Here is a 14,128-nt window from a genome sequence, read left to right on the forward strand (position 1 = left end):
TGGCCAGCCCCTAGCACATGAGGGGCAAGAATCCTATCCCCAGCGCTTGTGGAACCACATCCACTGGCCAGGATATTCGCGCACCCACGTCTCAACGGTATCGTTCAACAGCTGTGCGGTTGCGGCAACATCGATCTCGCCCTTGTCGTCGCGCGGCAATTCCATGCGCTCATAGAGTTCGAGACGATAGCGTCCACCGGGAAGGCGGATACAGCGTGCCGGATAGACGTCGCAATCATATTGCCGCGCAAGCTTGGCCAACAGTGGATTGGTCTTCACCGGGCGGTTGAAGAAGGTGGAAGGCACACCGCGGCGGAATTTCTGGTCCACCAGCATACCGACATTGCCGCCTTCATCGAGGATATGCGCAAGCGACCACGCGGCCCCGGCTTTCGACGGCACCAGATGGCCCATATTGGTGCGACGGGCTTTCAGAACCTTGTTGGCGATATAGGGATTGTTTGGCGGGCGGAAGAGCGCCGTAACGTTCAGACCGAAGGTGGCGGCGCAGATTGGTAGAAGTTCGAAATTGCCGGTATGGGCGGTAAAGAAGATATGCGGCTTCTTCTCGTCGCGCAGGCGTTCAAAAATCGGAATGCCTTCCACTTCGACCAGTCCCGGTTTCGTCGAATGGGGATCGAAATCGAAAACAGCATCGAGGAAGATATATTCCGCGAAGAGGCGCGCCATCGAATCCCACATTTCGCGCGCGATTTCCTCGATTTCCGCGTCGCTTTTCTCAGGATAAGCCTGACGCAGATTATCGGTGGCAACCTTGTGGCGCGGCGTCAGCGGCCCGATCAGACGGGCCACCTTGGCTGAAAAGCTGATTGCAGCCTTCGCCGGAAAAAGGCGCAACAGGCCAAGCAGCAGAAAGACGGCCTGCGCCCAGAGCCAGTAGTTGAACTGCTTCAGCTTGCGGGTCCAGCGGAAGAGCAGAAGTTTCAGCTTGAACATCATGGACGTGGGCGACTCAGTCGATCTCGAGAATGATCTTGCCGAAGACGTCGCGGCCTTCCATGCGCTTCAGCGCCGTATCGATATCGTTGAAGCCGACCACGGTGTCGATGACCGGATGCACGATGCCGCGCGCCATTTTCTGCATGGCGTCTGCCATGTTTTCCATGCGGCAGCCAAACGAACCCAGAATCTTGAGCTGCTGCTGGAAGAGCTGCATCAGGTTCATATTGGTCGAGACGCCGGAGGTCGAGCCGCAGGTGACGAGACGTGCACCGCGCTTCATGCAAAGCATCGAACCGGCCCAAGTATCCGCGCCGACATGCTCGAACACCACGTCCACACCCTTCTTCTTGGTGAGCTTGCGCACCACGCCCTCGAAGCGGTCTTCCCGGTAGTTGATGACGTGATCGGCGCCGAGTGCCTTGGCCTTCTCGATCTTGTCGTCGGAACCGACTGTCGTGATGACCGTGCAGCCCATCTTCTTGGCAAGCTGGATGGCGGCTGAACCGATGCCGGAACCGCCAGCCTGTACGAGTACGGTTTCGCCGGGCTCAAGCTTGGCATTGTCGAACAGCATATGCTCGACCGTACCGAAGGTTACAGGGGCGACGGCGGCGCCGATGGCATCCACACCGGGAGGTGCCGGAACAAGAAGACGGGCAGGCAGGTTCACTGCCTCGCACGCAAAGCCGTCGAGATGGAAACCATGCACGCCGCCGACATGTTCGCACAGATTGTCACGGCCTTCGCGGCAGGCGCGGCAAAGACCACAGGTGCGCGCACCATAGATCGAGACGAGCTGACCGGGCAGGAGATTGGAAACGCCGGGGCCGACAGCATCCACAACGCCTGAAGCTTCCGCACCGATAACCAGCGGCATCTTGCGCTTGGCAAACGCCATGCCGCGCCAGCCCCACACGTCGATGTGGTTGAGCGCAACGGCCTTGATCTTCACGGTTACCTCGCCAATGCCGGGGGCAGGCGGCGGTGCGATATCGGTGATTTCAAGGCGGCGATCGTCGAGAAGCTGCAAGGCGCGCATGAAGTAATCCTTTTCAAGACATAATCCCGGAAACGGCGAACCGTCCGGGATCATGGGAAAATTCGTATTTGTCGGACCGATTAATTCGGATTTGCCGCCAAAACAAGGCTCGTATTCTGTCCGCCGAAACCGAACGAGTTGGAAAGCACGGCAGAAACTTCCGCCTGACGCTTTACATTCGGCACGACATCAAGCGGAATAGCCGGGTCCGGATTGTCATAATTGATGGTCGGGGGCAGGGTACCCGTCTGGATCGTCAGCAGCGAGAAGACTGCCTCGATTGCACCCGCAGCGGTCAGCGTATGGCCGATCATCGACTTGTTGGAGGAAACCGGGATTGAGGCAAGCTTGTCGCCGAATACGGTCGAAAGCGCCAGATATTCCATCTTGTCGTTTTCCGGCGTCGAGGTGCCGTGGGCGTTGATATAGGAAATCTGCTCTTCGGTCAGACCGGCATCGGCCAATGCGGCGCGCACCGTGCCAATGGCAGGTGAAGCATCCGGCTTGGAACGGGTGCGGTGGAAATCATCGGCCTTTTCGCCGCAACCGGCCAGAATGCCCAGAACCTTGGCGCCGCGTGCAACAGCGCTTTCGAGTGATTCCATCACCAGCGCGCCGGAACCTTCCGACATGGCAAAACCATCACGATCCTTGGAGAAAGGCTTGGAAGCCTTTTCCGGCTTGTCGTTCTGGGTGGAAAGGGCCGAAAGCAGCGAGAAGCGGATCAGGGCTTCGGCAGAGACGGAGCCGTCAGTTCCGATGGAAAGAACCCGATCACTTTCGCCACGACGGATGGCTTCGACACCAAGCTGGATCGCAGTCGCACCCGAGGCACATGCGGTCGAAAGCGTGATCGGCAGGCCGCGCGTGCCAAAAGCTTCCGACAGGCGTTCAGCGATATAGCCGAACTGGGTCGTATTGAAGAGGTCATTCTGACGGGCGCGGCGGCATGCTTCCAGCAGGAGCTGATAGCTTGCCGGACCTTCATTCTTCACGGTCGCATCAAGTGCAAACCGGCTTTTCCAGTCCAGTTCGACCGGAGGAGCTGCCAGAAAAAGCGGACCGCCAAAATCGGTAGACGAAAGACCGGACTGGGCAAGAGCTTCCTCACCTGCGAGCCGGGCCAGCGCTTCGGAGAGCGCCGATGCGCCCACATCGCTTTCGGCCAGGAAATCAACCGTTCCGGAGAAGCGTGTATTGAGGTTGTCGGTTGGAAAGCGGGTGATGGCATGGATACCCGATTTTCCGCCGGTCAATGCAGCCCAGTTGTCTTCCTTGCCCTGACCGAGCGAGGAAACCACACCTGCTCCGGTAATGGCGACAATGGGACGGCCGAGATGGTCTGTATATTTCGTCATCTTATACTCTCACCAGCTTTGCTGCGCCTTCGGCACGAGTCGCTCCGACTGCGGTGACAATTGCTTCGCTGATTGGACCACTGGCATCCTTTTCGGATGCATCCAGCGGTGCAAAAGCCTCGCCTTTCCAGACGGATATGGCCGCAAGTGCCAGCGCCAGCGGGAACTGCGCTTCGCGCAAATGACCGGTCAGGCCGGAAATGCCGCGATAAGTGGCTGACAGAGCGTCCAATGCGGTTTTCTCCGCGCCGGTCGCTTCATGGGCGCCGGAAGCAGCGGAAACAACATAGGAGGGATCCTTGCCGCCATTGGCTGCAAGGATGAGTTCGCGGATGGTGTTTGTGAGGTCTGCGCTGTCGCGTCGGATTTGTGCACTTTCGATGCCGGCAACTTCCGCATAAGCGCGTGCACCGCGCTTGGCTGCGTGGTCAGCGCTTTCCAGAACAAGGAACACGCCGCCGGAACCGGAAATCATGCCGCCGCCAGCCGAACCGTCACGCTGCCAGAGCGGTGCCCAGCCATCATGCTTGAGCAGTCCGCCAAGCTCGTGACCGAGAATCATGTCGAAATGTTCGGCATTGTAGGAACCGCCAACCAGCGCATGAGTGCTCTGACCCGTGCGAATGCGCGCGGCTGCGGTTTCGATAGCCGAAAGGCCGGAACCTTCCTCGCCCATGAAGGTACGCGAAGAACCGGTCACCTTGTGGACGATCGAAATATTGCCTGCGAGCAGGTTGGAAAGCTGCGCCAGAAACAGGGTCGGGCGCAGTTCGGTCGAGAGTTTCTCGTTCAGCATGACGCCGCGATCGTTGCGGGTGCGGCCTTCATCCAGAATCTGCATATCGACGGTGATGTCGCGTTCGCCGCCACCGGCACCCACGACCATATCCATGGTCGCGCAAAGCGCCTCGTCGTCCTTCATGCCAGCATCCTGCAGAGCAAGCCCTGCGGCATAGGTGCCAAGGCGCTGCCAGGTTTCCATCTGGCGCTGATCGCCACGCTTTGGAATCTGCAGGCTCCAGTCCACTTCACCCAATGGATGAACAGTGTAAGGCGCAAAGGCTTCCTTTTCGAGGCGCGGCTCAGTGCCAGCCTTCGAGAAAGCGTTCCAATGCACATCGACCCCTTCGCCGAGCGAGGAGATGATGCCGATACCTGTGATGACGACTTTATTGTTCTGCATGGGTCCCGTTTGTCCGTCGATGCTGAGACTGCTCTGACACGCGAAAAATTCGCGCTACCAGAAACGGAATCAGGGCGAACATTTCTGTTCACCCCTCAATACCGCCATATTATGTGCCGGATCAGCCTTTTTTGGCTGCAACCAGCTCATCGATTTTTGCGCAGAGGTTCTTGAGAACGAAATATTCTTCGGTCGGAACCTTGCCTTCGTTCACTTCCTGGGTCCACTGCTCAAGCGGAATCTTGATGCCGAAAGCCTTGTCGATGGCGAAGACGATGTCGAGGAAGTCGAGGCTGTCGATGCCCAGATCGTCGATGGTGTGGCTATCTGGCGTGATGGTGTCACGGTCGATTTCACTGGTTTCGGCGATGATGTCGGCGACTTTGTCAAAAGTAGAGGACAAGTTTCGATTCCTTTATTCATGGCGGTGCCACAGTTGGCACGCATCTGACTGTTTGCGCGTGTCTAGCGTTTTTCCGGTGACAGGGAAAGTCATATTACTTTCATAGTCACCGAGCTTTCAAAACCGCATATAAGGCGCGTAACATGCGAAGCGCAACATAAAGACAAACTCTAATTTTGGAAATATTCTCAAAACTGAGTTATTACAACTGGGCTAGGGTTCGTTTCTGACGCGTCTCACAAAATACCAAAGACCAACCACAGCACAGGCGATCATCACAATTGCCAGTGCGTATTGCACCGGGCCATTCCCCGATGCAATTGCCACGAGGCCTGATGTCACGCTCCCCATTGCCCCCAAAGCTTCCGGGTGCTTCAAAACAGATGTGACGGCCATATCGCCCTGACGGGCCTTGGGTGAGATATCATTCGTCGGTCCTGCGGCATGGATGATGGGCGCGTTGGCAGCGAGCGCCAGAGCGCGAGAACGCACCCGTTCGACACGGGCGAGCCAGCCTTTCCCGAAGGTCGAGGCTGTAGACAACCTTTCCAGCCAGGATGCGCGTGCATCACACAAAGCATTGATGACCTCGTCGGTAGATCGCATATTGGCGGCCGCAACCGTCTGGGCTCCAATTATTCCATCTTCGGGCAAGCCCAGAATACCTTGCAGCATCCTTGCCGCGCGTGCGGGACCTGAATTGACAGAAAAGTCGAACAGGGCGTAGTCGAGACCCGAAGGCAGGTTGTCTCCGTCGATCTTGTTCCAGAATTGCGCCTGATAGATTTGCGTGGCAGTTGCTGGCGTCATTTCCTTTACATCTTCGGGCGATACCTGATGTCCGTCCCACGCGGACAGGGTTGCGATGGTGATACCCATATTGGTTGCGCCGCCGGGATCAGCGGGATTGTCTGCATATCCGCCTTCTTCACTAAAAATATAAGGCATGACTTTCTGGAAATTCGACTTCATTGAAAAAGCCTCTAATTTAGTATTTATCGAAAAAAAACAGTAATTTATAGCTCAGGATATCATTGGTTCTTCAGAAGAAAATAGTGTGAAAACTACTTGTTCATGCATTCAATCAAGATTGGTTCAAAATCATTATTTGATCACGATGTGTCTTGCGTACCGCACGATGATGCGGCTTCATGAGCATCTCATCGCTGCATCATTGACAGGCGGGCAAAAGTGAATTCGGAAATCTTTGGATATGCACCGGACGGGCAGGCGGTTCACCGGCTCACGATCTCCAATGGCCCGCTGACGGCCAGGATCATCAATTGGGGCGCAGCCATTCAGGATCTGCGCATGGAGGGCCATGCGGCTCCGCTGGTGATCGGCTATCGCGACTTTGCCGATTATCCGGCCCATTCACCGCATCTGGGTGCGATTGCGGGTCGTTCGGCCAATCGCATCCGCAATGCCCGGTTTGATCTGGACGGAACGACTTACGAGGTAGAGCCGAATTTTCAGGGCCGCCACAATCTGCACGGCGGCAGCAAGGGGCTCGGCAATCGCGTCTGGAAGATAACCGGAAACGGTCCGGATTTCGTGACGCTTGCGACAGTGGCAACCGATGGCGAGATGGGGTTTCCCGGCAACCTGAATGTCAGCTGCACCTATATGCTCACCGGGGATGGGACGCTAATCGTGCGGCTGGAAGCGGTGACCGACAAGCCGACCGTCTGCAACCTGCTGCATCACAGCTACTTCAATCTCGATGATGGCGGCGAGGGCGATATTCTCGATCATCAGCTCAAGATCGACGCCGACGCCTATATGCCGGTCGATGATGCTCTCATTCCGGACGGACGCGTTCTGCCGGTCAAAGGAACGCCTTTCGATTTCCGGGAGTTCCGTCCGATTCGCTTTGAGGAGAATGGCAGTCAGGTCCAGTATGACAGTAATTTCTGCCTGACCGCAGCGCGGGGACCATTGCGCCCATGCGCGTCGGTCAAGGGCGCTCGTTCCGGTATTCGTCTCGATATCTCAACGACAGAACCGGGCGTTCAGTTCTATGCAGGCAACACCATGGCCAATGATTGCATCGGCCTGATGGGCAAGCCTTACGGAAAACACGCGGGTTTCTGTCTTGAGCCGCAGATATGGCCGGGATCGCTGGAATATCCGTATTTCCCGCAGGCAATATTGCGTCCGGGTGAGATTTACGCCCAGACCAGCCATTTCAGCTTTTCACGCGAAAAATAATCAATCAGCAAAAGCGGCGCGTGCGGTTTCCATCGGAGCGAGCGCGCCGCGTATCTCAACGACACGCGCTGCAACCAGATGCGCCTTGCGGGCTGCATCCACCGGAGCAAGCCCGTTCAATCGCGCAGCAAGATAGGCACCGTTGAAGCTGTCGCCAGCGCCGGTGGTGTCCACGGCTTGCGCCACAACGGACGGTACTGACACACTTTCATCGCCGGAGACGACCAGAGCCGGTTCGGTGCCGTCCTTGACGACGATCTCTTTCACGCCGAGTGCGGCAAGGCGATCTGCACAAGCAGCGGCATCCTTGTCGCCAAAGAGCGCTTGTTCATCGGGAAATGTGGGTAGGGCAATATCCGCAATGCGCATCGCTTCGCTGATGATCTCCTGCGCAACTTTCCGGTCTGGCCAGAGCTGGTGGCGGAAATTCGGATCGAATGCGATTCGTGAGCCAGCGGCGCGGCACTTCCGCAAGACATCGAAAAACGTGTCGCGATGCTCGGGCAGGATGATGGCGATTGAAATGCCCGAAAAATAGATGATGTCACGGCCGGTCAGGCTTTTTTCAAGGGCTTCGCGGTCGCTGGCGAGACGCCTTGCGGCGGCGTCGCTCCGCCAATAGGTGAAGGAACGCTCGGCGCCGTTGAGCGTGATTGCGTAAAGACCGGGATGAAGTCCGTCAATAATGGGGCTATGGGCGATTCCGATTCCATTTGATGTCAGGAATACGCGCTGCTTCTGGGAGAAGCTGTCTTCGCCGAAAGCGGTCACATATTCGACAGGGTAGGATTTCTCCATCAGTGCCCGCATGTACCAGGCGGTGTTCAGCGTATCACCCGCAAAACCCATGCGCCATTGATCGCCTTCATTGCCTGAAAGCTCGATCATGCATTCGCCGATAGACGCAAATCCGCCCATGTCAGTCTCCTCACTTCCAATGGGGCTAACGCCTATACTAATTTGCCGTTATGTAAAATTGGTTTGTCGGTAGTCATCCAGCCTTTATCGACTTGCCACATTCATTGTGTAAGCATCCCCCGACTGCATCGCCCTCAAAATCGGGATAGCTTTTCAAAAGCACGATGCATTACCTGATATTTTGGAGTTCCGCTGACGTCGTGTAGCGAACCTCAGCCAAGGATTTGACATGCGTTATGCGATTTATTTCACGCCGCCATCCAATGATGCGCTTTTGAAGGTTGCCGCAAACTGGCTCGGGCGCAATGCGTTCAGCGGGGAACCGGTCAAGATGCCTGCGATTCGCTCGCTCGCGACCGCTGAAATCGCCCAGCTGACCGAAGAGCCGCGCCGTTATGGTTTTCATGCGACCATGAAAGCGCCGTTCCGTCTGGATGAAGAACATACTGAAAATGACCTGCTTTCCGCATTGATGCATTTCGCATCGTCGGCGTCACCGGTCGTCATTCCCCGTTTGAAGCTGCATGCAATTGGCCCGTTCTTCGCGCTCGTGCCGGAAGAGCCGGTTGCTGAGCTGAACCAGCTCGCCAATGATGTTGTCGTTGCCTTCGACCGGTTTCGCGCACCGCTCACTGAGGCGGAAATTGCAAAGCGGCGGCCGGAGCGTCTCAGCGAGACGCAGCGCCACAATATCGAACGCTGGGGCTATCCCTATGTTTTTGACGAGTTCCGCTTTCATATGACCCTGACCGGCCCGGTGGAGGAGAAGGACCGCGCTCGCGTGGAGCGGACGCTGGACGAATTTTTCACGCCGCTGCTGGATGACGCCGTAGAGGTTGCGAATCTCGCTCTGTTCGTGGAACCTGAGAAAGGGGCTCCTTTCGAGATTCATTCGCTGCATCCTCTGACCGGTGGCCAGGTTGCGTCTGCTCGGGCCTCACGAGCGGTTGGGAGGCCGTAAGCAATGGGAAATGAAACGGTTCTGCGCAACGCCCGTATCGTGCTCTCCGACGATGTCGTTCTCGGTTCTCTGAAGCTCGTCGGCGGCAAGATCGCCGATATCTCTACCGGCACCTCCAGTATTGGCGAAGATATGGAAGGCGACTTCCTGACGCCGGGACTGGTGGAACTGCACACAGATCATCTCGAAGGACACTATGCTCCGCGCCCCAAGGTGCGCTGGAACCCGATTGCCGCCGTACAGGCGCATGATGCCCAGATTGCCGCCTCCGGGATCACCACCGTTTTCGACGCATTGCGTATCGGTTTCGATGACGACGCCGAAACGGGTATCGACGATATGCGCAAGCTTTCGTCGGCGATTGCCGAAGGCCGCGATGCGGGCCGTCTGCGCGCCGACCATTTCCTGCATTTGCGTTGCGAGGTTTCCGCACCCGACTGCCTTCCTGCCTTCGAACAGTTCGGCAATCAGGCGCTGGTCAGGCTGGTATCGCTGATGGATCACGCGCCGGGGCAGCGGCAGTTCACGGATATCGAAACCTACAAGACATATTTTATTCGCAAGCTGAAATTCTCGGAAGAAGAGTTCCGGCTCTATTGCGAGCGGCGTATCGGGCAGTCCCAGCAATATTCCGCGCCGACACGCAAGGCGATTGCCGAATTGTGCCACCAGCGCGGGGTTATTCTGGCGAGCCACGATGACGCGACGACAGAGCATGTCGCGGAAGCACAGGCACAGGGAATACGCGTCGCGGAATTTCCCACGACACATACAGCTGCGAAAGCGTCAAAAGATTCCGGAATGTCGGTGCTTATGGGGGCGCCGAATGTCGTGCGCGGCGGTTCGCATTCGGGAAATGTGTCTGCGCGCGAGCTGGTCGAAGCCGGGCATCTCGATATCATATCGTCGGATTATATCCCGGCCAGCATGATGCAGTCGGCGTTTTTTCTCGCTGATGTCGTCGAGAATATCTCGCTTCCGCAAGCCATTCGTCTGGTTTCCGCCAACCCTGCCAAAGCGGTAGGGCTGGATGATCGCGGCGAGATTGTTGCCGGCAAGCGGGCTGATCTGGTTCGTGTGCAGATTGCCGATCACGTTCCGATCATCCGCACCGTTTGGCGAGAGGGACGGCGGGTTATTTAGAGCATCGATCTGATTGGATCAGACCGACGCTCTAAATATTTCTATTTCAAGCATAATCTTATCGATCCTCGTTTCACTCCGGTCGGATTATGCTCTACCCCACCGAGATGAGCGTGGTCGGTTCCAGCGCCAGTCTGCCATCATCCAGAATATCGAGCTGCAGAGAGCGGTAGCTTTCAATGCTCAGATGGGATGTCTTTGGGGAGTGCGGATGTGTTGCGGTGACCACGACAACGCTCGCACCGGCAGTTTCTCCGGCAACGATACCGGCTGGCGCATCCTCGAACACAAGGCAATTGTGCGGATCGAAACCAAGTCGTTTCGCGCCAAGCTGGAAACATTCGGGGCTCGGCTTGCCACGCTCTACATCTTCGGCGGAAACGATGGTCTTCGGCATCGGCAATCCTGCTGCGGCGACGCGGCGGGTTGCAAGTTCAAGTGGCGCCGAGGTGACGATTGCCCAACGGTCTTGCGGCAATGAACTGAGAAAGTCATACGCGCCGTCGATAGGTGCGATACCGTCCAGATCTGCCATTTCGGCCTGAAACAATATCTCCGCCTCGCGGATCGGGTCCACGCCCGGCAGAGCGAGGCGACGGACGGTTTCGACGGCCCGAACACCGTGGATCGTCGGCAGGAAAGTGACCGGATCGATGCCATGGCGTATCGCCCATTCGCTCCACACACGTTCGGTCGCTTCGATGGAACTCAATATCGTGCCGTCCATGTCGAAAAGAAACGCATCGAATGATTTGCCGAAAGGGGAAAAGGAGGTCACGCTGAATGTCCTTTAACTACGCAGATGAGAATCGGGAGAATGCTTCTGTGATTGATCATAATGTTTATTGGGTGAGAAGACAGTCTTTGGAGCAGCCAGAGTCCCCACATCGGGTATGAAAATTCGCTTCGGCTCACTATATTGAGGAGCGACTGCAATATTGGTGAAACTTGATCATTTCGATCAATTGTGGCTTTTGGCACCTTTCCGAATTCAAATAAATGCCGAAAGCGTCGACTGCGACTGAATCGCATTCTCAGGATTGTTGTATAAATGACTGAAATGATATCAAAAAAACGCAACTATCCGGACGTGCGCTTTGCTGTTGCGCCCATGATTGACTGGTCGGACAGACATTGCCGCTACTTTCACAGGCTCTTTTCCAGGCACACATTGCTCTACACTGAAATGGTCGTGGCGGATGCTATCATTCACGGCCCGCGTGACCGATTGTTGGGTTTCGATGCCGCCGAACATCCTGTGGCACTGCAGCTGGGCGGTTCCGATCCGGTGAAGCTGAAAGAGGCTGCGAAGATCGGCGCCGATTACGGCTATGATGAAATCAATCTCAATGTCGGTTGCCCGTCGGATCGTGTGCAGTCAGGTACATTTGGCGCTTGTCTCATGCAAACCCCGGATGTGGTGGCGCGTTGCGTTTCAGCCATGAAAGAGGCCGTTTCCGTGCCCGTTACGGTCAAATGCCGTATTGGCGTTGATGATCAGGATGTGGAAGTTGCGCTCGACACTTTGACCGATCTGACGCTTGACGCGGGCGCTGATGCGCTTTGGGTCCATGCCCGCAAGGCCTGGCTGAAAGGATTATCGCCCAAGGAGAACCGCGAGATTCCACCACTTGACTATGATCGCGTCTATCGCCTCAAGGCGCGGCTTGGTGATGTTTTCGTCGGCATAAACGGCGGGATCAATACACTGGACGAAGCAGAGCAGCACTTGCAGACGGTCGATGCGGTGATGCTCGGTCGCGCCGCTTACCATAACCCCGAGATTCTGGCGGAGGTGGATGCGCGTCTTTATGGCGGCGATCAGGCAGATACCTCGATCGCTGATATCATCGATGACATGTGCGCTTACACTGATCGCCATATCGCGGCAGGCGGCAGGCTTTCGCATGTGAGCCGCCATATGGTCGGGCTTTTTACCGGACAGCCGGGCGCGCGGCGCTGGCGGCAAATCCTTTCGACAGACGCCACCAGGCCGGGCGCAAACAGCGACGTGCTGCGTCAGGCCTATGCCGTCGTGACTGAAGCGGCAGCAGAAGCTGCTTAGAATACGTTTCGATCTGATTGGATCAGATCGGCGCTCTCAGTATTTGTTTCGACGCGCATCTTATCCGAAAACCGTTTCACACTTTTCGGGATGCACTCTAATCAATCAGAATAAGCTGGTCGCCGCGGACAGTGAACCCGCCGAGGGTTTGCAGGAAGTTCATGCCGAGCAGGCTGCCGGTCATCAGGCCTTCCTTTGTCACCATGGCGCGCACATTCTGGCGTTCGATATCGCCAATCTGCAATGTAGCAATATTGATGACTGCTGCACTTGCCGTGCCATTGGCCGTCATGATCGGAACGGAATAGTTGAGCGAGGCGGTGTCTATGCCTGCGCGCTCTGCATCTTGCTGTGACAGGACGACCGAAGATGCGCCGGTATCGACCAGAAAGTGAACGCGTTCGCCGTTTACGCGCCCGTTGACCTCGAAATGACCGTTTGCAGCCTTTGCAAGCGTGACAGTCAGGGCACCATCGGCATTGCGGCCCGAAATAGGACTGCCGGGGATTAGCCCGGCCGTGACCCGGCTGGCGACGTCCTGCAGCTCATAACGATACTGGTAGCCTGCGACGAGACCGAGGATAATCACGGCCCACATGGCCATGTTGCGCGCAAAGTCGGTCAGCTTGATGCCGGAGCCGAGCAAGCCAGCGGCAAGCACGACGCCCCAAATGCCCAGATAGGCTGCGCGGGCAAACACGTCATTGTCCATGCCAAGCGTTGAGCCACTGTCATTGTTGGACATCAGCAGCAGGACAACAATCGCGACTGCCGCAATAATGAGCCAGAAAAAGCGCCCCATCAGCCAATTCTCTTTTCTACAATAATCTCATGCCTGTCGGCGAGAAGCGCCCAGACGGCCATTCGCTCTTCTGCACTCATGCTGGACCAGTGTGCGATTTCATCCAGCGTCCGGGCACAGCCGAGGCAGAAGCCGGTTTCCGTATCTATCGTGCAAACCAATATGCACGGGGATTCGATGGTTGTCGTGTCCATGAATGCAATGTGGTTGCATCAAAGGGCCATGACAAGCCCGGCGAGGACGGCAACCGAACCGATCTGCTGCGCCGCGCCTAGCGTGTCGCCCGTCTGTCCGCCGATTTTTGCGATACAAAGTCTGGCAAAGCCGAAAAGCAGACCTGTTGCCAGCACAAGCGCATTGATGAGCGAGAGAAATCCACCCACTGGAATGAGCGTGAAGACAAGAAAGACCAGCCCAATCCCGAAACCGCAAACAACGGTCTCCCATTGTGGCTGGCCAACACTGTCGGACAGTCCACCGGGACGCGCGGAAGGAAGGGCGTGCCAGAATGCCAGCATGCCTGATCGGCTTGCCGCCTCGCATCCGACCAGCGCAAGTGCTGCGTATCCCGCGCCTGCGCGGTCGATGATCGCCATCAGTAGAGCCGCTTTCAAACCGACGAAGACAATCAGCGTCAGCGCGGCGAAAGTTCCGATGCGGGAATCTTTCATGATATCCAGCCGACGATCAGGCGAAGAAGCACCGAAGAAACCGTCAGCAGTATCGCCCAGACCGTCTTCATGGAGCGCGCCGGTCATAGCCGCAAGGGCACCAATCGCGAGCAGCGCGCAGGCAAGGGGTGGCAGGTTCACTTTATAGGCCATGAAAAGCACAGCGCCTGCCAGCAGGCCCAGAACCGCTCCCGCGAGCGGAAAGGCACGGGCATTGCGCGGCAACGAATCATCGCCGTTCTCGAACCAGCTCTGTGGAAGCGGCAGGCGGCTTAGAAAGCCCAGACTCCGGATCGTGTCGCCAATGAGACTATTTCGCTGCAAGTGACTGTTCCACTTTGTTTCCCGAAATGGATTTCCGCGATAATTCGCCTCAATGTTGCTTCAACTCAAAGAGGTGATTTGAAAATT

15 protein-coding genes are annotated in these 14,128 nt (G+C 56.7%); 4 read left to right on the forward strand and 11 right to left on the reverse strand.

All coding sequences use genetic code 11. The annotated features are described in order from the left end of the window. Positions 1–33: 33 nt before the first annotated feature. The 6 genes from LJ361_RS04760 to LJ361_RS04785 all read right to left on the reverse strand — a co-directional run bounded on the left by LJ361_RS04760 (position 34) and on the right by LJ361_RS04785 (position 5,918). Positions 34–960: a lipid A biosynthesis lauroyl acyltransferase gene (locus tag LJ361_RS04760; RefSeq protein WP_029924994.1), complete on the reverse strand. Its 927-nt coding sequence runs from the start codon at positions 958–960 to the stop codon at positions 34–36. A 13-nt stretch (positions 961–973) separates the two neighbouring features. Then, complete coding sequence (locus LJ361_RS04765) at positions 974–2,002, reverse strand: zinc-binding dehydrogenase (protein ID WP_010661217.1); 1,029 nt, start codon at positions 2,000–2,002, stop codon at positions 974–976. An 80-nt stretch (positions 2,003–2,082) separates the two neighbouring features. After that, positions 2,083–3,360, reverse strand: coding sequence for a beta-ketoacyl-ACP synthase (locus tag LJ361_RS04770; protein WP_010661218.1), 1,278 nt, complete (start codon positions 3,358–3,360; stop codon positions 2,083–2,085). Between the two features lies 1 nt (position 3,361). After that, positions 3,362–4,543: a beta-ketoacyl-ACP synthase gene (locus tag LJ361_RS04775; protein WP_029924992.1), complete on the reverse strand. Its 1,182-nt coding sequence runs from the start codon at positions 4,541–4,543 to the stop codon at positions 3,362–3,364. 121 nt (positions 4,544–4,664) lie between these two features. After that, a complete protein-coding gene (locus tag LJ361_RS04780) occupies positions 4,665–4,946 on the reverse strand; it encodes an acyl carrier protein (RefSeq protein ID WP_006466638.1) in 282 nt (93 codons plus the stop codon). A gap of 213 nt (positions 4,947–5,159) precedes the next feature. Next, positions 5,160–5,918 carry a glycoside hydrolase family 108 protein gene (locus LJ361_RS04785; protein WP_029924989.1) on the reverse strand — a complete coding sequence of 253 codons (759 nt, stop codon included), beginning with the start codon at positions 5,916–5,918 and terminating at the stop codon, positions 5,160–5,162. Between the two features lie 219 nt (positions 5,919–6,137). On the opposite strand from LJ361_RS04785, the gene LJ361_RS04790 reads away from it, so the two are divergent. Then, positions 6,138–7,157: an aldose epimerase family protein gene (locus tag LJ361_RS04790; protein WP_010661221.1), complete on the forward strand. Its 1,020-nt coding sequence runs from the start codon at positions 6,138–6,140 to the stop codon at positions 7,155–7,157. Here the strand turns inward: LJ361_RS04790 and LJ361_RS04795 are convergent, their stop codons facing one another. After that, positions 7,158–8,075 carry a sugar kinase gene (locus LJ361_RS04795; RefSeq protein ID WP_012092228.1) on the reverse strand — a complete coding sequence of 306 codons (918 nt, stop codon included), beginning with the start codon at positions 8,073–8,075 and terminating at the stop codon, positions 7,158–7,160. Between the two features lie 229 nt (positions 8,076–8,304). Between LJ361_RS04795 and LJ361_RS04800 the strand changes: the two genes are divergently transcribed. Then, positions 8,305–9,036 (forward strand): DUF1045 domain-containing protein, encoded by a 732-nt coding sequence (locus LJ361_RS04800; RefSeq protein ID WP_029924986.1) that lies wholly within the window; start codon positions 8,305–8,307, stop codon positions 9,034–9,036. 3 nt (positions 9,037–9,039) lie between these two features. After that, positions 9,040–10,179, forward strand: coding sequence for an alpha-D-ribose 1-methylphosphonate 5-triphosphate diphosphatase (locus LJ361_RS04805; RefSeq protein ID WP_029924984.1), 1,140 nt, complete (start codon positions 9,040–9,042; stop codon positions 10,177–10,179). 94 nt (positions 10,180–10,273) lie between these two features. Here LJ361_RS04805 and LJ361_RS04810 read toward each other — a convergent pair whose 3' ends face one another. Continuing rightward, positions 10,274–10,957: an HAD family hydrolase gene (locus LJ361_RS04810; protein WP_029924982.1), complete on the reverse strand. Its 684-nt coding sequence runs from the start codon at positions 10,955–10,957 to the stop codon at positions 10,274–10,276. Positions 10,958–11,230: 273 nt separating this feature from the next. On the opposite strand from LJ361_RS04810, the gene dusA reads away from it, so the two are divergent. Further along, the gene (gene dusA / locus LJ361_RS04815) at positions 11,231–12,244 is read left to right on the forward strand and encodes a tRNA dihydrouridine(20/20a) synthase DusA (RefSeq protein ID WP_029924980.1); all 1,014 of its coding nucleotides are present in this window, start codon (positions 11,231–11,233) and stop codon (positions 12,242–12,244) included. Positions 12,245–12,341: 97 nt separating this feature from the next. On the opposite strand, the gene LJ361_RS04820 is transcribed toward dusA, so the two are convergent. The 3 genes from LJ361_RS04820 to LJ361_RS04830 are packed head-to-tail and all read right to left on the reverse strand — an operon-like array spanning position 12,342 to position 14,041. Next, positions 12,342–13,046, reverse strand: coding sequence for a TIGR02281 family clan AA aspartic protease (locus LJ361_RS04820; protein WP_010661227.1), 705 nt, complete (start codon positions 13,044–13,046; stop codon positions 12,342–12,344). Continuing rightward, positions 13,046–13,240 carry a DUF1289 domain-containing protein gene (locus LJ361_RS04825; RefSeq protein ID WP_029924978.1) on the reverse strand — a complete coding sequence of 65 codons (195 nt, stop codon included), beginning with the start codon at positions 13,238–13,240 and terminating at the stop codon, positions 13,046–13,048. The genes LJ361_RS04820 and LJ361_RS04825 overlap by 1 nt, the downstream gene beginning before the upstream one ends. Before the next feature lie 18 nt (positions 13,241–13,258). Next, positions 13,259–14,041 carry an adenosylcobinamide-GDP ribazoletransferase gene (locus LJ361_RS04830; protein WP_029924975.1) on the reverse strand — a complete coding sequence of 261 codons (783 nt, stop codon included), beginning with the start codon at positions 14,039–14,041 and terminating at the stop codon, positions 13,259–13,261. Positions 14,042–14,128 lie beyond the last annotated feature (87 nt).

It is taken from the genome of Brucella sp. JSBI001 (assembly GCF_026014005.1).
Lineage (GTDB): Bacteria > Pseudomonadota > Alphaproteobacteria > Rhizobiales > Rhizobiaceae > Brucella > Brucella anthropi.

Coding starts and splice junctions, on each gene's coding strand:
- LJ361_RS04760 (WP_029924994.1), bottom strand. CDS start 960: ATGATGTTCAAGCTGAAACTTCTGCTCTTCCGCTGGACCCGCAAGCTG.
- LJ361_RS04765 (WP_010661217.1), bottom strand. CDS start 2,002: ATGCGCGCCTTGCAGCTTCTCGACGATCGCCGCCTTGAAATCACCGAT.
- LJ361_RS04770 (WP_010661218.1), bottom strand. CDS start 3,360: ATGACGAAATATACAGACCATCTCGGCCGTCCCATTGTCGCCATTACC.
- LJ361_RS04775 (WP_029924992.1), bottom strand. CDS start 4,543: ATGCAGAACAATAAAGTCGTCATCACAGGTATCGGCATCATCTCCTCG.
- LJ361_RS04785 (WP_029924989.1), bottom strand. CDS start 5,918: ATGAAGTCGAATTTCCAGAAAGTCATGCCTTATATTTTTAGTGAAGAA.
- LJ361_RS04795 (WP_012092228.1), bottom strand. CDS start 8,075: ATGGGCGGATTTGCGTCTATCGGCGAATGCATGATCGAGCTTTCAGGC.
- LJ361_RS04800 (WP_029924986.1), top strand. CDS start 8,305: ATGCGTTATGCGATTTATTTCACGCCGCCATCCAATGATGCGCTTTTG.
- LJ361_RS04805 (WP_029924984.1), top strand. CDS start 9,040: ATGGGAAATGAAACGGTTCTGCGCAACGCCCGTATCGTGCTCTCCGAC.
- dusA (WP_029924980.1), top strand. CDS start 11,231: ATGACTGAAATGATATCAAAAAAACGCAACTATCCGGACGTGCGCTTT.
- LJ361_RS04820 (WP_010661227.1), bottom strand. CDS start 13,046: ATGGGGCGCTTTTTCTGGCTCATTATTGCGGCAGTCGCGATTGTTGTC.
- LJ361_RS04825 (WP_029924978.1), bottom strand. CDS start 13,240: ATGGACACGACAACCATCGAATCCCCGTGCATATTGGTTTGCACGATA.